This is a genomic window from Streptomyces sp. NRRL F-5650, from assembly GCF_000721365.1.
Classification (GTDB): domain Bacteria; phylum Actinomycetota; class Actinomycetes; order Streptomycetales; family Streptomycetaceae; genus Streptomyces; species Streptomyces ardesiacus.
Genome location: NZ_JOGV01000040.1, coordinates 1 through 19,647 on the forward strand (window position 1 = coordinate 1; position 19,647 = coordinate 19,647).

At 73.8% G+C, this 19,647-nt stretch carries 18 protein-coding genes; 9 read left to right on the forward strand and 9 right to left on the reverse strand.

Annotated features, from left to right (window positions below):
* Positions 1-91: 91 nt before the first annotated feature.
* On the reverse strand, positions 92-928 hold the full coding sequence (locus IG88_RS0128685; RefSeq protein WP_031047350.1) for a LysR family transcriptional regulator: 837 nt from the start codon (positions 926-928) through the stop codon (positions 92-94).
* Between the two features lie 188 nt (positions 929-1,116).
* Between IG88_RS0128685 and IG88_RS0128690 the strand changes: the two genes are divergently transcribed.
* Positions 1,117-2,013 (forward strand): NAD(P)H-binding protein, encoded by an 897-nt coding sequence (locus IG88_RS0128690; RefSeq protein WP_031047354.1) that lies wholly within the window; start codon positions 1,117-1,119, stop codon positions 2,011-2,013.
* A gap of 14 nt (positions 2,014-2,027) precedes the next feature.
* Here IG88_RS0128690 and IG88_RS0128695 read toward each other — a convergent pair whose 3' ends face one another.
* Complete coding sequence (locus tag IG88_RS0128695; protein ID WP_031047367.1) at positions 2,028-2,912, reverse strand: LysR family transcriptional regulator; 885 nt, start codon at positions 2,910-2,912, stop codon at positions 2,028-2,030.
* Between the two features lie 131 nt (positions 2,913-3,043).
* Here IG88_RS0128695 and IG88_RS0128700 point away from each other — a divergent pair, with 131 nt between their 5' ends.
* The 6 genes from IG88_RS0128700 (at position 3,044) to IG88_RS0128725 (ending at position 9,230) form a co-directional block, all read left to right on the forward strand.
* The gene (locus IG88_RS0128700) at positions 3,044-3,715 is read left to right on the forward strand and encodes a succinate dehydrogenase (RefSeq protein WP_031047369.1); all 672 of its coding nucleotides are present in this window, start codon (positions 3,044-3,046) and stop codon (positions 3,713-3,715) included.
* Between the two features lies 1 nt (position 3,716).
* On the forward strand, positions 3,717-5,666 hold the full coding sequence (locus IG88_RS0128705; RefSeq protein WP_031047371.1) for a fumarate reductase/succinate dehydrogenase flavoprotein subunit: 1,950 nt from the start codon (positions 3,717-3,719) through the stop codon (positions 5,664-5,666).
* Entirely contained in the window at positions 5,663-6,409 is a 747-nt protein-coding gene (locus IG88_RS0128710; protein ID WP_031047373.1) for a succinate dehydrogenase/fumarate reductase iron-sulfur subunit, read from the forward strand. Before IG88_RS0128705 ends, IG88_RS0128710 begins: the two co-directional genes overlap by 4 nt.
* A gap of 209 nt (positions 6,410-6,618) precedes the next feature.
* The gene (locus tag IG88_RS0128715) at positions 6,619-7,404 is read left to right on the forward strand and encodes a GNAT family N-acetyltransferase (RefSeq protein WP_031047375.1); all 786 of its coding nucleotides are present in this window, start codon (positions 6,619-6,621) and stop codon (positions 7,402-7,404) included.
* Positions 7,401-8,240: a lysophospholipid acyltransferase family protein gene (locus tag IG88_RS0128720; protein WP_031047377.1), complete on the forward strand. Its 840-nt coding sequence runs from the start codon at positions 7,401-7,403 to the stop codon at positions 8,238-8,240. Before IG88_RS0128715 ends, IG88_RS0128720 begins: the two co-directional genes overlap by 4 nt.
* 72 nt (positions 8,241-8,312) lie before the next feature.
* Positions 8,313-9,230 carry a DUF2382 domain-containing protein gene (locus IG88_RS0128725; protein ID WP_031047378.1) on the forward strand — a complete coding sequence of 306 codons (918 nt, stop codon included), beginning with the start codon at positions 8,313-8,315 and terminating at the stop codon, positions 9,228-9,230.
* Between the two features lie 45 nt (positions 9,231-9,275).
* Here the strand turns inward: IG88_RS0128725 and IG88_RS0128730 are convergent, their stop codons facing one another.
* Together IG88_RS0128730 and IG88_RS0128735 are read right to left on the reverse strand one after the other, a co-directional pair.
* Complete coding sequence (locus IG88_RS0128730) at positions 9,276-11,621, reverse strand: ATP-binding cassette domain-containing protein (RefSeq protein ID WP_031047381.1); 2,346 nt, start codon at positions 11,619-11,621, stop codon at positions 9,276-9,278.
* 40 nt (positions 11,622-11,661) lie between these two features.
* A complete protein-coding gene (locus IG88_RS0128735; protein WP_031047384.1) occupies positions 11,662-12,681 on the reverse strand; it encodes an LLM class flavin-dependent oxidoreductase in 1,020 nt (339 codons plus the stop codon).
* 149 nt (positions 12,682-12,830) lie between these two features.
* Here IG88_RS0128735 and IG88_RS0128740 point away from each other — a divergent pair, with 149 nt between their 5' ends.
* Positions 12,831-13,322, forward strand: a complete 492-nt coding sequence (locus IG88_RS0128740) for a nucleotidase (protein WP_031047387.1) — start codon at positions 12,831-12,833, stop codon at positions 13,320-13,322.
* A 49-nt stretch (positions 13,323-13,371) separates the two neighbouring features.
* On the opposite strand, the gene IG88_RS0128745 is transcribed toward IG88_RS0128740, so the two are convergent.
* The gene (locus tag IG88_RS0128745; protein WP_031047389.1) at positions 13,372-13,587 is read right to left on the reverse strand and encodes a dodecin; all 216 of its coding nucleotides are present in this window, start codon (positions 13,585-13,587) and stop codon (positions 13,372-13,374) included.
* 249 nt (positions 13,588-13,836) lie between these two features.
* Here IG88_RS0128745 and IG88_RS0128755 point away from each other — a divergent pair, with 249 nt between their 5' ends.
* A complete protein-coding gene (locus tag IG88_RS0128755) occupies positions 13,837-15,105 on the forward strand; it encodes an extracellular solute-binding protein (RefSeq protein ID WP_031047394.1) in 1,269 nt (422 codons plus the stop codon).
* A gap of 66 nt (positions 15,106-15,171) precedes the next feature.
* On the opposite strand, the gene egtD is transcribed toward IG88_RS0128755, so the two are convergent.
* Genes egtD through egtA form a run of 4 tightly spaced genes read right to left on the reverse strand, consistent with a single transcriptional unit; the run spans position 15,172 to position 19,566 of the window.
* Complete coding sequence (egtD, locus tag IG88_RS0128760) at positions 15,172-16,143, reverse strand: L-histidine N(alpha)-methyltransferase (protein ID WP_031047398.1); 972 nt, start codon at positions 16,141-16,143, stop codon at positions 15,172-15,174.
* Complete coding sequence (egtC, locus tag IG88_RS0128765) at positions 16,140-16,940, reverse strand: ergothioneine biosynthesis protein EgtC (RefSeq protein WP_031047400.1); 801 nt, start codon at positions 16,938-16,940, stop codon at positions 16,140-16,142. Before egtC ends, egtD begins: the two co-directional genes overlap by 4 nt.
* The gene (egtB, locus tag IG88_RS0128770) at positions 16,940-18,268 is read right to left on the reverse strand and encodes an ergothioneine biosynthesis protein EgtB (RefSeq protein WP_031047402.1); all 1,329 of its coding nucleotides are present in this window, start codon (positions 18,266-18,268) and stop codon (positions 16,940-16,942) included. Before egtB ends, egtC begins: the two co-directional genes overlap by 1 nt.
* Entirely contained in the window at positions 18,268-19,566 is a 1,299-nt protein-coding gene (gene egtA, locus IG88_RS0128775; protein WP_031047404.1) for an ergothioneine biosynthesis glutamate--cysteine ligase EgtA, read from the reverse strand. Before egtA ends, egtB begins: the two co-directional genes overlap by 1 nt.
* Positions 19,567-19,647: the final 81 nt, after the last annotated feature.

The following is a 19,647-nucleotide window of genomic DNA, read 5'->3' on the forward strand; positions in this document are numbered from 1 at the left end:
GGGGGAGTGGCTGGCACGGTGGGGGTGCGGGGTGCGGGTCATGTCGTCGGTGTGGGTGGCTCAGGGGCGCGGCCGGGGCCGGGTTGCGTGCTCATGTGCCGGCGCGCGCGGCCTCGGCGGCCTCCGTTGCCGCGCGGACCAGGGCCGCGGTGGCCGTCGAGCGGGAGTGCCGGGGCCAGGCCAGGGAGAGGACGACCGGCGGGGCGTCCAGGACCGGGCGGTAGGCGATGCCCGGGCGGGGATAGCGGGCGGTCACCGAGGCGGGGAGCAGGGTGACGACCTTCCCCAGGGAGACGGCCGTGAGGACCTGGGCCAGGTCGCCGTGGCCGCGCCGGGCCTCGTCGATGTGCCGCTCCACGCTGCCGGCGTCCAGTCCGAGGTCGGCCAGCTCCAGCCGGTCGCGGGCGGCGAGCGGATGGTCCGCGGCGAGGACGGCGACGCGTGGCTCGGCGGCCAGCGTCTCCGTGTCCAGGCCGGTCCCGTCGAAGGGCGCGTGGACCAGGGCGACGTCCGCCTCGCCGCCGCGCAGCAGCCCCGGCTGCTCCTGCCACCCGCACAGCCGGACGGCGACCGGCACGGACCCGGGCTCGGACGCGTAGCGCGCCAGGATCGGCTCCAGCAGCCCGGCGTCACCGTCGGCCTTCACGGCGAGCACCAGCTTCGGCTGCTCCGCCGCCCGCCTGGCCCGCCGCCCGGCGGCCTCCAGGGCGTCCAGCGCGACGCGGGCCTCGGCCAGCAGGACGTCCCCGGCCGGGGTCCGGGTGACACTGTGGGTGGACCGCTCGAACAGCCTGACGCCCAGCTCGGCCTCCAGGCGGCGGATCGCCCTGGACAGGGGCGGCGGGGAGATGCCGAGCCGCTCGGCGGCGCGCGCGAAGTTCAGCTCCTCGGCGACCGCCACGAAGTACCGCAGGGGACGCGACTCCATGCTCCGCCTCCCTCCGACCTCGGACACTGCCCGGTATTGCCTTGAGGGTAACAACCCGGACCCGATCGATCCTTCAGTTCCGCCGGGCCCGCGCCCAGGATGGGAGAGCGCCGGAAAGCGGACGGAACGGGCTTCCCGCACCGGCGCGTACCTCCCCTCCCGCCCTCCCCTGAACCGGAGTTGTGCTCGTGATCGTCATCACCACCCCGACCGGCGGCATCGGCCGGCAGGTCCTCGACAACGTCCTGGACGCCCTCGACACCCGGGACGACGGGACCGCCCTGCGCGTCGTCGCCCGCGACCCCGGCAGGCTCGGCGCCCGGGCCCGCGAACGGGCCGAGGTGTTCCAGGGCTCGCACGCCGACCCCGAGGTCCTGGGCGCGGCCTGCGAGGGGGCCGGCCAGGTGTTCTGGCTGGTGCCGCCCGCGCCCGGCGCCGACAGTGTCGAGGGCCACTTCCGCGACTTCACGCTGCCGCTGTGCGACGTGATCGCGCGGCAGGGCGTCGCCCGGGTCGTCGCCGTCTCCAGCCTGGGACGCGGCGTGGCCAAGGACGCCGGACCGGTCTCCGCCTCGCTCGCCATGGACGACCGGATCGCGGCCACCGGCGTGCACTACCGCGCCCTGTGCCCGCCCTTCCTGATGGAGAACCTGCTCGGGCAGGCGGCCGCCCTGCGCGAGACCGGCGAGTTCCGCGTGGCGTACGCCGCGGACCGGGTCCTGCGGACCTGTGCCACCGCCGACATCGCCGCCACGGCCGCCCGCCTGCTGCTCGACGACTCCTGGACCGGCCGCGCCGACGTCCCGATGGTCGGCCCCGACGCCCTGACCCCCACGGGCATGGCGCAGGTCCTGTCCGAGGTGCTGGGCCGCCCGGTACGGGTGCGGGAGACCACCCCGGAGGCGTACCGGGCGTCCGCCCTGCGGTTCGGGGCCAGCGAGGCGGGCGCCCGGGGGCTGGCCGACATGGCCGCCGCGATGGACGCCCAGGGCTTCTACGGCGAGGCCGAGCCCAGCACCCCGGACACCGCGCCCACCGGCTTCCGCCGCTGGTGCGAGGAGGTCCTCAGGCCCGCCGCGCTCTGATCCCCGGGCCGCCCTCACCGCTCCAGCAGCATCCGCTGCAGCTCCCGTGCCGCCCTCGGCGGGGCCACGTCGCTGCGGTGGGCCAGGGCGATGGTCCGGTACAGGCCGGGCCGGGCCAGCGGGGTCACCCGCAGCCCGCGCCCGGAGCGGGCCGCCACCATCCGCGGGACGACCGCCAGGCCGAGCCCGGCCCGTACGAAGCCCAGTACCGCGTCCATCTCCCCGCCCTCCACGGCGAAGTCCGGCTCGAAACCCGCGGAGCGGCACGCGGCCACGGTCAGCTCCCGCAGGTCGTAGCCGTGCCGGAACATCACCAGACGCTCGCCCTCCAGGTCGGTGATGCGCACGGCACGGCGCCCGCCGCCCGGCCGGGGCGACTCCGGGGACGACACCACCACCAGGTCCTCCCGCAGCAGCTCCACCGTGGTCAGCGCCGGTGACGCGGTGGGCAGCGGCAGCACCACCAGGGCGAGGTCCAGCGCGCCGCGCGCCAGCTCCCGCACCAGGTCGTGCGAGCCGCTCTCCTCGATCAGCAGCCGGATGCCGGGATAGCGGTCGTGGAAGGCGCGCAGCACGTCCGGCAGCAGGCCGGTGCACAGGCTCGGGGTGGCGCCCAGCCTGACCCGCCCGCGGCGCAACTGCGCCAGCTCCAGCACCTCGTGCCGTGCGGTGTCCGCGTCCGCCAGGATGCGCCGGGCCAGCGGCAGCAGCGCCTCGCCGGCGTCGGTGAGGGTGATGTTCCCGCGCGCCCGCAGGAACAGGTCGGCGCCCAACTCCCGCTCCAGCGCCTTGATCTGCTGCGACAGCGAGGGCTGCGCCACATGGACCACCTCGGCGGCCCGCGTGAAGTGCCGGGTCTCGGCGACCGCCACGAAGTACTGGAGCTGTTGCAACTGCATACCGCGAGCATACGCCGTCGATAGGCACACCCTATGGGAACAAGGCGTTCCATGTCTTGGACCGATGGGGCTCCTGCCCCGTAACGTCCTGTGACATGGCTCTGGCAACGCGGACGGACCGACGGCCGTCCATGGCGCGCACCGTGTGGGACTCGACCGTCGGCAAGAAGACAGTGATGGCGGTCAGCGGTCTCGTCATGCTGCTCTACCTGGTCGCCCACATGATCGGGAACCTGAAGATCTTCTTCGGCACCGAGGAGTTCAACCACTACGCCCACTGGCTGCGCACGGTCGGCGAACCGTTCATGCACTACGAGTGGACGCTCTGGCTGATCCGCGTCGTGCTGGTCGTCGCCGTCGTCGCCCACGCCGTCTCCGCGTACCTGCTCAGCCGCCGTGACATCAAGGCGCGGCCCAGCAAGTACGTGCACAAGAAGGCCCGTTCGAGTTACGCGACCCGCACCATGCGCTGGGGCGGGATCATCCTCGGCCTGTTCGTCGTCTGGCACATTCTCGACCTGACCACCGGCACCGTGCACCCCGGCGGCTTCGAGTCCGGCAAGCCCTACCAGAACGTCGTGGACACCTTCTCCACCTGGTACGGCAACACCATCTACATCGTCGCGATGCTCGCCCTCGGCCTGCACATCCGGCACGGCTTCTGGAGCGCCGCCCAGACCCTCGGCGCCGGCAGCCGTACCCGCGACCGCGCCCTGAAGACCGTCGCGAACGTCCTCGCGCTGCTGCTCACGATCGGCTTCGTCGCCGTACCCGTGGGCGTCATGACCGGAGTGGTGAGCTGACATGACAACCTACGCCGACTACACGACCGGCGAGCCCGTCGCCGACACCAAGGCCCCCGCCGGACCCGTCAACGAGCGCTGGGACACGCGCCGTTTCGAGGCGAAGCTGGTCAACCCCGCCAACCGGCGCGGCAAGACCGTCATCGTCGTCGGCACCGGCCTGGCCGGTGGTTCCGCCGGCGCCACCCTCGCCGAACAGGGCTACCACGTCGTCCAGTTCTGCTACCAGGACTCTCCGCGCCGGGCCCACTCCATCGCCGCCCAGGGCGGGATCAACGCCGCGAAGAACTACCGCAACGACGGCGACTCCGTCCACCGCCTGTTCTACGACACCGTCAAGGGCGGCGACTTCCGCTCCCGCGAGTCCAACGTGCACCGGCTCGCCCAGATCTCCGTCGAGATCATCGACCAGTGCGTGGCGCAGGGCGTGCCCTTCGCCCGCGAGTACGGCGGACTGCTCGACACCCGCTCCTTCGGCGGCGTCCAGGTGTCCCGCACCTTCTACGCCCGCGGCCAGACGGGCCAGCAACTGCTGCTCGGCGCCTACCAGGCGCTCAGCCGGCAGATCGCGGCCGGCAACGTCGAGATGCACCCGCGCACCGAGATGCTGGACCTGATCGTCGTGGACGGCCGGGCCCGTGGCATCGTCGCCCGGGACCTGATCACCGGGAGGATCGACACCTACTACGCCGACGCCGTCGTCCTGGCCTCCGGCGGCTACGGCAACGTCTTCTACCTCTCGACCAACGCCATGAACTCCAACGCGACCGCGATCTGGCGGGCGCACCGGCGCGGCGCGTACTTCGCCAACCCCTGCTTCACCCAGATCCACCCGACCTGCATCCCGCGCACCGGCGACCACCAGTCGAAGCTGACGCTGATGAGCGAGTCGCTGCGCAACGACGGCCGGATCTGGGTGCCCAGGGCCAAGGGCGACGACCGGCCGCCGAACAAGATTCCCGAGGACGAGCGCGACTACTACCTGGAGCGCATCTACCCCTCCTTCGGCAACCTCGTGCCGCGCGACATCGCCTCCCGCGCCGCGAAGAACGTCTGCGACGAAGGCAGGGGAGTGGGGCCCGGCGGCCAGGGCGTCTACCTGGACTTCGCCGACGCCATCGAGCGGATGGGCCGCAAGGCCGTCGAAGCCAAGTACGGCAATCTCTTCGACATGTACCAGCGGATCACCGACGAGGACCCGTACCGGGTGCCGATGCGGATCTACCCCGCCGTGCACTACACGATGGGCGGCCTGTGGGTCGACTACGACCTCCAGACCACGATCCCGGGCCTGTTCGCGATCGGCGAGGCCAACTTCTCCGACCACGGCGCCAACCGGCTCGGCGCCTCCGCGCTGATGCAGGGCCTGGCCGACGGCTACTTCGTGCTGCCGGCCACCATCAACGACTACCTCGCCCGCACCCCCCACCAGAACGGCCTGGACGACAACCACCCGGTGGTGCAGGAGGTGCTGGCCGAGACCGAGGACCGGCTGAACCTGCTCCTGTCCGTCGACGGCGACCGCACCCCGGACTCCTTCCACCGCGAACTCGGCGAGCTGATGTGGGAGTTCTGCGGCATGGCCCGCACCGAGTCCGGGCTGCGCAAGGCCCTGGAGCGCATCCCGCAGATCCGTGAGGAGTTCTGGCGGCGCATCAAGGTCCCCGGCACCGGCGAGGAGTTCAACCAGTCGCTGGAGAAGGCCAACCGCATCGTCGACTACCTGGAACTCGCCGAGCTGATGTGCCTCGACGCGCTGCACCGCTCCGAGTCCTGCGGGGGCCACTTCCGCGAGGAGTCCCAGACCCCGGACGGCGAGGCGGCCCGCAAGGACGACGAGTTCGGCTACGCCGCGGCCTGGGAGTTCACCGGCACCGGCGAGGCTCCGACCCTGCACAAGGAAGACCTGGTCTTCGAGTACGTCCACCCCACCCAGCGGAGCTACGCATGAAGCTCACCCTGCGCGTCTGGCGGCAGAAGAACGCCGACGCCGAAGGCCACATGTCCACGTACGAGGTGGACGGAATCTCCAGCGACATGTCCTTCCTGGAGATGCTCGACACGCTCAACGAGGAACTCATCCTCAAGGGCGAGGACCCGGTCGCCTTCGACCACGACTGCCGCGAGGGCATCTGCGGCGCCTGCTCGCTGGTCATCAACGGCGACGCCCACGGCCCCGAGCGCACCACCACCTGCCAGTTGCACATGCGGTCCTTCAAGGACGGCGACACCATCGACGTCGAGCCGTGGCGGGCCGCCGCCTTCCCGGTCGTCAAGGACCTGGTCGTCGACCGCTCCGCCTTCGACCGGATCATCCAGGCCGGCGGCTACATCACCGCGCCCACCGGCGCCGCGCCGGAGGCGCACGCCACGCCGGTGCCCAAGCCGGACGCCGACCTCGCCTTCGAGCACGCGGAGTGCATCGGCTGCGGCGCCTGCGTGGCGGCATGCCCGAACGGGGCGGCGATGCTGTTCACCTCCGCGAAGGTGAACCACCTCAACGTCCTGCCCCAGGGCGCGCCCGAGCGCGAGACCCGGGTGCTCGACATGGTGGGGCAGATGGACGCGGAGGGCTTCGGCGGCTGCACGCTGGCCGGGGAGTGCGCGACCGCTTGCCCGAAGGGCATTCCGCTGATGTCCATCACCAGCATGAACAAGGAATGGCTGCGGGCCGCGCGGAAGGCGCGGCGGTAGCGCCCCCGCGCCCTCCGGGGCGCGTTCTGTGAACGTTCGCCGACAAGGTGCGGACGGGCGGGGCCGGGGGAGGTGCTCCCCCCGGCCCCGTCTCGCTTGCGCGCCCGGCATTCAGGAAGCGCACATCCGCGCTCCCGGCAGTCGTCATGCGCAGTACAGCCGGCGCCGGAAGAACTGGGGCGGACCCGTCCCCCGGCCCAGGAGCACCCATGACCGGCGTACTGACCGCTGACCGCCTCCAGAAGCCCGCCGCGCCCCGCCGCTACACGATCGCCCTCGCCCGCGACGAGGAGGACGTGCGGGCCGCGCAACGACTGCGCCACGACGTCTTCGCCGGGGAGATGGGCGCGCTGCTGGCGAGCCCCCGGCCCGGACACGACGTCGACCCCTTCGACGCGTACTGCGACCACCTGCTCGTGCGCGAGGAGACGACCGGGCAGGTGGTGGGGACCTACCGGCTGCTGCCGCCGGAGCGCGCCGCGGTCGCCGGACGGCTGTACGCCGAGAGCGAGTTCGACCTCGCGCCGCTGGACGCGATCCGCCCCGGACTGGTCGAGGTGGGCCGCTCCTGCGTGCACCCCGACCACCGCGACGGCGCCGTCATCGGCCTCATCTGGGCCGGGATCGCCCGCTACATGACCGACCACGGCCACGCGTGGCTGGCGGGCTGCTGCTCCCTCCCGCTCGCCGACGGCGGAACCCTCGCCGCCGGCACCTGGGAGCGGGTGCGGGCCAAGCACCTGGCTCCCGAGGAGTACCGGGTACGGCCGCTGCTGCCGTGGGTGCCGCGCCCGGCGTCGCCCGCCGCGCCGCCCCGCGCCCGCACCGAGCTGCCGGCGCTGCTGCGCGGCTACCTCCGGCTCGGCGCCTGGGTCTGCGGGGAGCCCGCCCACGACGTGGACTTCGGCGTCGCGGACCTGTACGTGCTGCTGCCGATGAACCGCGTCGACCCGCGCTACCTGCGGCACTTCCTGTCGCTGGTCCCGGCCCGGTGAGCGGCTGGCTGCCCGTCGCGCCGTGCACCCCCGCCGCGTGCGTGGAGGCGTCCCGGGGCGCGGCGGCCGTGCCGCGTGCCGTGCTGCGGCTCACGGCGGTCGCCGCGCTGCTCCTCGCCGGGTTCGCCGCCCTGTTCGCACCGCCCGGTCTGCGGCGCAGGCTGCCCGCGGCCCTGGTGCGGGGCTGGTGCCGGTGGGTGGTGCGGGCCGCGGGCGTCCGGGTCCGGGTCACGGGCGCCGCCGCCCCCGAGGGCGGGCTGCTCCTCGTCGCCAACCACGTCTCCTGGCTCGACATCCCGCTGCTGGCCGCCGTACGCCCCGCCCGGATGCTCGCCAAGACCGAGGTCCGGCACTGGCCGCTGGCGGGCGGGCCGGCCGCGCGAGCCGGGGTGCTGTTCATCGACCGGGACCGGCTGCGGGCGCTGCCCGAGACGGTCCGCGCGATCGCCGGGGCCCTGCGCGCGGGCGCCGCGGTGGCCGCCTTCCCCGAGGGCAGCACCTGGTGCGGACGCGGCCGGGGGTCCTTCAGCCGGGCGGTCTTCCAGGCCGCCCTGGACGCCGGGACGCCGGTCCAGCCGGTCCGGATCACCTACCGCGCCGGGACGGGGGCGGTGAGCACGACGCCCGCCTTCGTCGGCCCGGACACCCTGCTCGCCTCCGTCTGGCGGGTGGCGTCGGCGCGGGGGCTGACCGCCGAGGTGGAGGTGTGCCCCGCCCTGCCGTCCGGCCCTCACCGCGACCGCCGGCGCCTCGCCGAGGCCGCCGAGCGCGCGGTGCACGGCCGGGACCACGGTCACCCGGGGAAAGCACATTCGAAAAGTATGTGTGCTTTGTGATGTTTGTGCCGTTTCCTCACGGCTGGATACGGACAGTCGGAAGACAGGCACCCGAAAGGAGGGTGATGGCAGATGATCACCCGTGAAGAGATCGCCAACGTCCTGGACCAGCCGGTCTACGACGGGGACGGCAACAAGATCGGCGACGCGAAGCATGTCTTCTTCGACGACATGACCGGGCGCCCCGAGTGGGTGAGTGTCAAGACGGGCATGTTCGGCTCCGCCGAGTCCTTCGTGCCCATCCGTGACGCCGCGCTGGTACAGGACCACCTCGAGGTTCCCTACGGCAAGGACCAGGTCAAGGGCGCGCCCTCTGTCGACGTCGACGCGGGCGGCCATCTGTCGGAGACCGAGGAGCACCGGCTCTACGACTACTACGGCATCAACTGGGACAGCGTGCTGTCCGAGGCCGAACGCACCGACGACGGCCGCTTCGCCGCGGGCCCGGGCACGGCGGGCGCCGCCGGAACGGCCGGAACGGCCGGAGCCGCCGGGGCGGCGGGAGCCGCGGGTCTGGCCGGTACGGCGGGCGGCACCACCGGCCGCGAGGACACCGCGCGGCGCGAGGCCATGCGCGGCGACGAGGCGATGACCCGCTCCGAGGAGCAGATGCGCGTCGGCGTCGAACGCCACGAGACGGGCCGGGCCCGGCTGCACAAGTACGTGGTCACGGAAGAGGTCCAGCAGACCGTGCCGCTGACCCACGAGGAGGTCCGCGTCGTGCGCGAGCCCATCACGGACGCCAACCGTGACGAGGCCATGGCCGGGCCGGAGATCAGCGAGGCCGAGCACGAGGTCACGCTGCACGCGGAACGCCCCGTCGTGGAGACGGAGACGGTGCCGGTGGAGCGGGTCCGGATGACCACCGAGGAACTCACCGAGAACGAGACGGTGCGCGGCCAGGTCCGCAAGGAGCGCATCGAGGCCGAGACCGAGACCTTCACCGAGGACGAGAGGGGCCGGGGCGAGAGGCGGCGGGGCCGCGAGTGACCGTCGCCCGGCATGGGCGCGGGACCGTGCGCCGGTGAACCCGGTTCACCGGCGCTTCCCGCCGTCCAGGGCCCGCGCCAGGTAGGGCGCCGTGGCGCTCCCCGCGGTCCGCGCCACCTCGGCGGGCGTCCCCGCCGCCACGATCCGGCCCCCCGCGTCGCCGCCGCCCGGCCCCAGGTCGATCACGTGGTCGGCGCCCGCCACCACACCCATGTCGTGCTCGACCACGACCACCGTGTGGCCGGCCTCGACCAGACCGTGCAACTGGCGCATCAGCACCTCGACATCGGCCGGGTGCAGACCCGTCGTCGGCTCGTCGAGGAGGTACAGGGTGTGCCCGCGGCGCCCCCGCTGCAGCTCGCTCGCCAGCTTGATGCGCTGCGCCTCCCCGCCGGACAGCTCCGTGGCCGGCTGGCCGAGCCGCAGATAGCCGAGACCGACGTCCAGCAGCGCCGCCAGAGCGCGGGCCACCGCCGGAGTGTCCGCGAAGAACTCCGCCGCGCCCTCCACCGTCAGGTCCAGCACCTCGGCGATGTTCCGCCCCCGGTACGCCACTTCGAGCGTTGCGGGGTTGTAGCGCGCCCCGCCGCAGTCGGGGCACGGCGCGTAGGTGCTCGGCAGGAACAGCAGCTCGACGCTGACGAAACCCTCGCCCTGACAGGTCTCGCAGCGGCCTCCCGCCACGTTGAACGAGAACCGGCCCGCGCCGTACCCCCGTTGCCGTGCCTGGCCGGTGGCGGCGAAGACCTTGCGCACGACGTCGAACAGGCCCGTGTACGTGGCCAGGTTGGAGCGCGGGGTGCGGCCGATCGGGCGCTGGTCCACGGAGACCAGCCGGTCCACGCCCGCCAGGTCCTCGGTGATCTCGCCGACCAGGGTCGACTTCCCCGAGCCGGACACGCCGGTGACCGCGGTCAGCACTCCGAGCGGGAACCGCGCGGTCACCCCGCGCAGGTTGTGCCGGGTCACCGGACCGACCGTCAGCGTGCCCCGCGGGGCACGCACCTCGCGGACGGGCGCGGGGGCCCGCCTGAAGAGGTGACGGGCGGTGGCGGACTCCGCGACCCCGGCCAGCCCGTCCACCGGGCCGCTGTACAGCACCCGCCCGCCGTGTTCGCCGGCCCGCGGACCGACGTCCACGATCCAGTCGGCGCCGCGCATCACGTCGAGGTGGTGCTCCACCACGAACACCGAGTTCCCGGCCGCCTTCAGCCGCTCCAGCACCGTCAGGAGCGCCTCGGTGTCCGCCGGGTGCAGGCCCGCCGAGGGCTCGTCGAGGACGTACACCACCCCGAACAGCCCGGAGCGCAACTGGGTCGCCAGCCGCAGCCGCTGCAGCTCGCCCGCCGACAGGGTCGGGGTGGGGCGGTCCAGGCTCAGGTAACCGAGCCCCAGCTCGACGACGGGCGCGATCCGGGAGACGAGGTCCTCGGTCAGCACCCTGGCCGTCTCGCCCCCGGTCGGCAGCAGCGCGGCCAGTTCGGTGAGCGGCAGCCCGGCCAGCTCGGCGACGGTGCGGCCGCCGACGGTCACCGCGAGGGACTCGGCCCGCAGCCGGCCGCCGCCGCACACCGGGCAGGGCGCGCTGGTCAGAAAACGCTCCGCCTTCGCCCGCAGGGTCGCGCTCCTGGAGTCGGCGAACGTCTTCATCACGTAGCGCCGGGCGCTCATGTACGTGCCCTGGTACGGCCGCTGGATGCGGCCCGCCTCGCGCACCGGGTGCACCGTGACCACCGGCTGCTCGTCGGTGAACAGGATCCACTCCCGCTGTTCGGCGGGCAGTTCGCGCCAGGGGCGGTCCACGTCGTGGCCGAGCGCGTCGAGGACGTCCCGCAGGTTCTTGCCCTGCCAGGCACCCGGCCAGGCGGCGATCGCACCCTCGCGGACCGACAGCGACGGGTCCGGGACCAGCAGCTCCTCGGTGGTGCGGTGCACCCGGCCGAGCCCGTGGCACTCGGGGCAGGCCCCGGCCGCCGTGTTGGGCGAGAAGGCGTCGGAGTCCAGCCGTTCGGCGCCCGGCGGGTAGTCGCCCGCGCGGGAGAAGAGCATCCGCAGGGAGTTGGAGAGGTTGGTGACCGTTCCCACCGAGGAGCGGGACGTCGGCGCCGACCGCCGCTGCTGCAGCGACACCGCGGGCGGCAGCCCGGTGATCCCGCCCACCTTCGGCGCGCCCACCTGGTGGATCAGCCGCCGGGCGTACGGCGCGACCGACTCGAAGTAGCGCCGCTGCGCCTCGGCGTAGACCGTGCCGAAGGCCAGCGAGGACTTCCCCGAGCCGGAGACACCGGTGAAGACCGCCAGCACGTCCCGGGGGACGTCCACGTCGACGCCCTGGAGGTTGTGCTCGCGGGCGTCGCGCACGCGGACGTACGGGTCGTGGGGGCTGTGCATCGCGGGGAACTCCGTACGGTGGGGGACAAACCCCGCGATTCTACGCCGGGGTGTCCGGCGGTGCCGTGCCGGTGATCCGGGCGAGCCGCCGGTAGGAGTCGAGGAGCGCTTCGCGGTCGTAGGTGCTGGTGGTGACCAGGACCTCCTGTGCGCCGGTCTCCTTCACCAGCGTCTCCAGCGCGTCGGCGACCTGCTCCTCGGTGCCGGCGATGTGGCCCGCTAGTCCCGCGTCGTACAGGTCGCGTTCCCTGCCCGTCATCGTCCGGGCCTCGACCTCCTCGGCCCGGGGCAGCGGCGGGAAGGAGCCCCGGGTGCGGGCGTGGGCCATGGACCACGCCTCCGGGACCAGGAGCCGCCCGGCCGCCCGGGGTGTCGCTGCCACCGCGACGGTGCCGGAGACGACGACGTAGGGCTCCTGGCTCCACCCGGAGGGACGGAACCCGGCGCGGTAGCGGTCGATGCCGCGGCGCATCCGGTCCCGGTCGCGCAGGTCCCCGATGACCATCGGCAGGCCGGCCCGGGCGGCGACGGCCGCGCCCTCGCCCATGGCCAGCACGAACGGCGGCACGGTCAGCCCCTCCGCGGGACGCGCGTGCACGCCCGTGGGCGAGGTGCCCCGGAACCAGCCGAGCAGTTCGGCCAGTTGTGCGTCGAAGTCCTCCGCGTCGTCCTTGTCCCGGCCCAGTGCCCGGCGCACGCCGTCGGTGAAGCCCACCGAGCGGCCGAGCCCCATGTCGATCCGGCCGGGGAAGAGCGACTCCAGCACGCCGAACTGCTCGGCGACGACCAGCGGCCGGTGGTTGGGCAGCATCACGCCCCCGGTGCCCACGCGGATGCGGTGCGTGGCCCCGGCCACGGCGGCGGCGAGGACGGTCGGCGCCGACCCGGCCACGCCGGGCACGCCATGGTGCTCGGCCACCCAGAACCGGTGGTAGCCGAGCCGCTCCGCCTCCCGCGCCAGCTCCACCGTGTCGCGCAGCGCCTCCCCGGCGCCGTGGCCCGCGCGGATGCGGGAGCGGTCGAGGACGGAGAAGCGGGTGGCGGCGAGTACGGAGGTCACACGGTGTTCAACACCCGCGCGCCGCACAGATTCCCGGTCCGGATTCCCGGCTCCGCTCGCGGCGCGGAGGCGGGCGGCGAGCGGCACCCGTTCCCGGCCGCGCGGTCTTGGCGTTCGGCCGCGCGGTTCTGGCGTTCTAGGCTGGCCGGGTGAGCGACAGCAGCAGGCCCCCGGTGGCCGTGTTCGACCTGGACAACACCCTCGCCGACACGGCGCACCGGCAGCGGTTCCTGGAGCGCAGGCCGCGCGACTGGGACGCGTTCTTCGCCGCCGCGCCGCACGATCCGCCGCTCGCGGAGGGCATCGCGCTGGTGCGGGAGAGTGCGCGGGAGTGCGAGGTCGTCTACCTGACCGGACGGCCCGAGCGCTGCCGGCGCGACACCCTGGACTGGCTGGCCGCCCACGGCCTGCCCGAGGGCACCGTGCACATGCGCGGCAACGCCGACCGCAGGCCCGCCCGGCGCACCAAGCTGGAGATCCTGCGGCAGCTCGCGCGCACCCGTGAGGTCCGGGTCCTGGTGGACGACGACGAACTGGTCTGCGACGACGCCGAACGCGCCGGTTTCCCCGTGCTCCGGGCTCGCTGGGCGGCCCGGTCGGCCGAGCTGGGGGCGGCACAGGAGCGCGAGGGCCGCACCTGAGGGACGGCCCCGGCCGGGCGGAGCCCGGGGTGCCGGTGCTCCGCCGGTGTCAGTCCGACTCCTCCAGGCGGAAGCCGAGCTTGAGACCGACCTGCCAGTGCGCGACCTGGCCGTCCTCGATCTGGCCGCGCACCTGCGTCACCTCGAACCAGTCCAGGTTGCGCAGGGTCTGCGAGGCGCGGGTGACGGCGTTGCGGACTGCCTGGTCGACGCCGTCGGGCGAGGTGCCGACGACCTCGGTGGCCCGGTAGGTGTGGTTCGACATGCCGGTGCTCCCTTCCGCGGGGCAGCGGTGTGTGCTGCGTCACTCCACCGTGCCCCAAGTCGGGACGGAGCGCGAGGCATCGGCCTCGGGGGTGGAAACCCTCCGGTACCTCCCCTTGACGTTTGTAATGGTCCATACCAAAATCCCAGACACCCGTTCGAGCCTCGGGCTCGTCCCCCACGTCGGGTTCCCTTCGCGTGTGCAGGACGCACCTGCCCGCCCTCTGTTCGTCAGTCAGAAGGACCCCTCGTGAGACGTCGCCTCCTCGCCCTTGTCTGTGTGTCCGCCTCCGTGCTCAGCGGCTGCGGCCTGATCTCGCAGGACGGCGGGGACGACCGGCGCACCGTGACCGTGTGGCTGATGAAGGGCAGCGCCTCGGAGGACTTCCTGGAACGGTTCACCAAGGGCTTCGAGGCCGACCACCCCGACCTCGACCTGGACATCCGCATCCAGGAGTGGACCGGGATCGGCGACAAGGTGCAGAGCGCGCTGAAGGGCGACGGCTCGGACGGCCCCGACGTCATCGAGGTCGGCAACACCCAGGTCCCGCAGTACGCGGAGGGCGGCAGGCTGCACGACCTGACCCTGGAGTCCATGCGGGACTGGGGCATCCGCGACTGGCTGCCGGGCCTCGCCGAGCCCGGGCAGTGGATGTCCCAGCAGTTCGGCGTCCCCTGGTACGCCGCCAACCGCGTGGTGATCTACCGCAAGGACCTCTTCGAGCAGGCCGGCGTCAAGGAGCTGCCCCGCACCCGCGAGGAGTGGCTCGCCGCCACCGAGAAGCTCGACAAGAGCGCGGAGCAGGGCATCTACCTGGCCGGCCAGGACTGGTACACCCTCTCCGGCTTCATCTGGGACGAGGGCGGCGAGCTGGCCGCCCAGGACGGCGAGGGCGGTGTCTGGACGGGCGCCCTGGACTCCGAGGCGGCCCTGCGCGGCATGGACTTCTACCGCGAACTGCAGGCCCTGGGCGACGGTCCGGCCGACGCCGACGAGGAACACCCGCCGCAGGCCGGGGTCTTCGCCAAGGGGGAGGTCGCGCAGATCATCGCGGTGCCGGGCCAGGCCCAGTCCATCCTGCGCGAGAACCCCGGCCTCAAGGGCAAGATCGGCTTCTTCCCCGTGCCCGGCAAGAGCGCCGACAAGCCCGGAGCCGTCTTCACCGGCGGCTCCGACCTCGTCGTCCCGAAGAACACCGACCAGGAGGACGGCGCCCTCGCCGTGGTCGAGGCGCTCGCGGGCGAGAAGTGGAACACCGACCTGGCCCGCACCATGAACTACGTCCCCAACAAGAAGACGCTCGCCAAGGCCGTCTCCGGCGAGGAGGGAGCCGAGGCGATGGCGGCCGGTGCCGCCCAGGGCCGGGCGACTCCGGGCACGCCCCAGTGGGGGGCCGTCGAGGCGGACAACCCGATCAAGGAGTACATGACGAAGGTGCTCAAGGGCGCGGACGCCAAGTCGGAGGCGCGCAAGGCCTCCGACCGCATCACCGAGCTGCTGGACGCCAACACCCGCTGACCGCGGCGGCGCGGGCCGGGGCGGGCCGGGGCGAGCCGGTCCCGGCCCGCCCCGCCATGCCGTGCCTCAGCGCGCCACGCTCAGCGACAGGGCGAAACGCCCCTCCGCGTCGGTCCACCAGTGGGCCGGGGCGAACCCCGCCGCCTCCAGCTCGGCGCGCACACCCTCCCGCCGGAACTTCGCGGACACCTCGGTGCGCATCTCCTCCCCGGCCGCGAAGTCCACGGCCAGGTCGAGCGCCTGGACCTTGACGGTCTGCGCGGTGCGCGCGCGCAGCCGCATCTCGATCCACTCCCGTTCGGCGTTCCACAGTGCCACGTGCTGGAAGCCGGCGGGCTCGAAGTCGGCCTCCAGCTCGCGGTTCATCACGGACAGCACGTTCTTGTTGAACTCGGCCGTCACCCCGGCCGCGTCGTCGTACGCGCGGACCAGCACCTCCTCGTCCTTGACCAGGTCCGTGCCGAGCAGCAGGGCGTCGCCCGGGGAGAGCAGCGCACGTACCGAGGCCAGGAACGCGGCGCGTTCCCCGGGCAGCAGGTTGCCGACGGTCCCGCCGAGGAACGCCACCAGCCGCGGACCGGGCATCGTGGGCAGCGTCAGCCCGCCCGTGAAGTCGGCGATCAGCGCGTGCACCTGGAGGCCCGGGCGCTCGGCGACGAGCGCCTGCCCGGCCCGGGTGAGCGCGCTCTCGCTGACGTCGACCGGGACGTAGCCGCGCAGCCCGTTGCGCTCCGTCAGCGCGTCGAGCAGCACCCGCGTCTTCTCCGAGGAGCCCGACCCCAGCTCCACCAGGGTGAGGGCACCCGTGGCCGCCGCGATCTCCGCGGCCCGGTCGACGAGGATCTCCCGCTCGGCCCGGGTCGGGTAGTACTCCGGCAGCGCGGTGATCGCCTCGAACAGCTCGCTGCCCCGCGCGTCGTAGAACCACTTCGGCGGCAGCCACTTGGGCGTGCTCGTCAGGCCCGCCAGGACGTCGTCGCGCAGCGCGGCGTCCGTGGCGTCCTCGGGCAGCGTCCGGGTCAGTCGGAACGGGCTCACGTGCGGGGCTCCTTCGAAGAGACGAAAACGTCTGCGGGGGCGGTCTCGCCGGGGTCCTTGAGCGGGGTCAGCCGCACCTCCGTGCGGCTCGCCGTCAGCAGGGTGCGGTCGGGGACCTCCTGCCAGGCCGGGTCGTCGTCGTAGGGCTCCGAGGCGACGACCGTGCCGCCGCCCGGACGGGACAGGTGCCACAGGGTGTCGCCCCAGGTGGTGGCGGCGACGGCGGAGCCGTTGGTCAGGAGCAGGTTGAGCCGGGAGGCGGGGGCCGCCGCGGCGACCTCCAGCACCGTCTCGGCCAGCGCCCGGCCCTCGTCGTCCCCGGCCCGCAGCCTGGCCAGGACCAGCGCCCACACCAGCGCCGAGTCGTTGCGCGCCTCCAGCGACAGCAGTTCCCCGGCCGGCAGCGTCGCGGCCACCGGCGCCAGCGAGGCGGGCCAGCCCGCCACCGCGCCGTTGTGGCTGAACAGCCAGGCCCCCGCGGCGAACGGCGCCGCCGCGGCCTCCGCGTCGGCGCCCGAGAGCGTCGCGTCCCGCACGGCCGCGAGCAGCGCCCCGGTGCGCACGACGCGTGCCAGGTCGGCGAAGGACTGGTCCGCCCAGATCGGCCCGGCCCGGCGGTACCGGGCCGGCACCGGGTCGCCTTGCGCGTACCAGCCCACGCCGAACCCGTCGGCGTTCACCGTGCCGTACCGCTGGTGCCGGGGCGCCCAGGACTGGCGGTACAGACCGTGCGGCGGCGTCACGAGGAGGGCCCCCAGCGGCTCGTCCGGCCCCACGTAGGCCAGGTGACGGCACATCAGGCGCCCTCCGCCGAGCGGGCGGTGCGGAAACCGGAGAAGATCTGCCGCCGGACCGGATAGTCCCAGTTGCGGAACGTGCCCCGGCAGGCCACCGCGTCCACGGCGAAGGAACCGCCGCGCAGCACCTTGTAGTCGGGGCCGAAGAACACCTCCGAGTACTCCCGGTACGGGAACGCCCTGAAACCCGGGTACGGGGCGAAGTCGCTCGACGTCCACTCCCACACGTCGCCGATCAACTGCCGCACGCCCAGCGGCGACTCGCCGGCCGGGTAGCTGCCCGCCGGGGCCGGACGCAGGTGGCGCTGCCCGAGGTTGGCGTGCTCGGGCCCCGGGTCGGCGTCGCCCCACGGGTAGCGCATGACGCGGTCGCCCGCCGGGTCGTACCGGGCGGCCTTCTCCCACTCGGCCTCGGTGGGCAGCCGGCGCCCCGCCCAGCGGGCGTACGCGTCGGCCTCGTACCAGCACACGTGCACCACCGGCTCGTCGGCCGGCACCGCCTCGGTGACCCCGAAGCGGCGGCGCAGCCACTGCCCGCCGTCCCGCCGCCAGAACAGCGGGGCGGCGAGGGAGTGCCGGCGGACGTGGTCCCAGCCCTCGGGGGCCCACCAGCGCGGGTCGTCGTAGCCGCCGTCGTCGATGAACGCCTGGTAGGCGCCGTTGGTCACCGGGGTGGTGTCGATGTGGAACGGCGCCACCTCGCGCCGGTGCGCCGGGCGCTCGTTGTCCAGCGCCCACGGCTCGGTCGAGGTGCCCATGGTGAACGGGCCGCCCGGCACCAGGACCTCGGCCGGTCCGGTGAACAGCGGCACCGGGTCCGGGTCGGGCGCGGTCAGGGCCTGCGGCCCCCTGCGCAACTGGTGCGTGATGAGCATGGTCTCGTCGTGCTGCTGCTCGTGCTGGGCGATCATGCCGAAGGCGAAGCCCGCCTCGGTGAGCCGCGTTCCGTCGAACGCGGTGCGCTCCAGCACGTCCAGGGCCCGTCCGCGCACGTCCGCCGCGTACCGGCGGGCCTCGGCGGGCGACAGCAGCGGCAGGCTCGGCCGCTCGGAGCGGGGGTGCTCGAAGGCGTCGTACAGGCTGTCGATCTCCGGGCGTATCGCCTCCTGCCCGGCGACCGCGCGCAGCAGCCACTGCTCCTCCTGGTTGCCTATGTGCGCCAGGTCCCACACCAGCGGGGACATCAGCGGCGACACCTGGGCGGTCAGGTCGGGGCCCTCCACGCAGCTCGTCAGCAGCGTGGTGCGCTCCCGCGCGGTGACGAGCGTGGTCAGCGCCCGCTCCCGCAGGGCCTCGGCGGTCGTGGGCGCGTCGGTGGAGTCGGTCATCAGTGGGTCTCCCTCCCGTGCGGGCCACGGTCCGCGCCGCCCGGCATGTCCAGCAGGTCGTCGGCGGGGCAGCGGCCCCTGAGCACGTAGCGCTCCAGGTACCCGGCGACGGCGTCCGTCACCTCGGCCGTCGCGCCGAGCCGGGGCAGTGCGGCGAGCGCCGCCCCGAAGCAGGTGCCGGCCGCCTCGCGCAGCTCCCTGTCGGTCAGCGCGTCCCGGGCCGCGGCCTCGTACAGCGGGTTGTGCGGCGCGGGCAGGCCGAGGGTGCGCTCGGCCAGGGGCTTGACCGCGCGGTAGGCGGTCTCGGTGGCCTCCGGGTCGTCGAACAGCGCGGCGGTCACGGCCAGCGGCACGATCCAGCCGTCGTCCCCGGGCTGCGCGTCGATCATGCGCAGCTCCAGGTGGCCGCGCGGTCTCACCGGCGGGAAGAGCGTGGTGAGGTGGTACTCCAGGTCCTCCCGGGTCGGCGGCCGGGGCACCAGCTCGCGGGTCCACTCCCGCAGGGTCAGCCCCTCGGGCACGTCCCACGGACCGCCGTCGCGGCGCACGCACATCACCGGGGCGTCCAGGACGTGCCGGGTCCAGGTGCCGCGCGGGTCGGAGTCCAGCGGGGGGCCGCCCGCCCGGCCGGGGCCGATCTGCGCCCACCGGAGCTGCCGGGTGGACCGCCAGCCGGTGGGCCGGCCGCCGGACAGCGGGGAGTTGGCGAACGCGGCCAGCAGGACGGCGCCCAGGTGATGGGCCAGCCACCACCGGCGCACGTGCCCCGTCGGCCCCGGCTCCTCGTGCCCCGCGTCCACGCACACCTGCACGGAGGCGGAGGCGCACATCATGAAGCGGCCGCCGGGGCCGGCGCGGTCGAGACAGGCCTCCATGGCGTCGTAGCGCGGCTGCCGCAGGTAGCGGCGCGGCGCCTGCCAGGGGTCGTGACCGAGACCGACGAGGGCGAGGCCGTCGTCGCGCAGCACGGCGCGGACGGCGTCGAGATCGGCGGAGACCGCGCGGACGCACTCCGTCAGGGAGGCGGCGGGGAGCGAACTCAGCTCGAGCTGGCCGCCGGGCTCGACGGTCAGCGCCGACCTCAGGGGCACGCCCCGCAGCGCGGTGTACAGCGCCTGGAGCCGTTCGGGTGACACCGGGAGCCGGGGCGCCCGCAGGTCGTGGACGAGCCATTCCACCTCGACGCCGAGGAGCCTGGGCGGACCGGTCTTGAAACAGATGCCGTGGACCAGTGCCTCGACCTCCGCCTCACTGACGGCGGTACGTGGCCGGACACAGCCACCAGCCGGATCGGACATGTCGGGATCCTCCTGAGAGTCCACCGTGCCGCCGGCCCTTCTGTGGTGGGCCGGGCCGGCACACCCGTCCCACCCAAGACC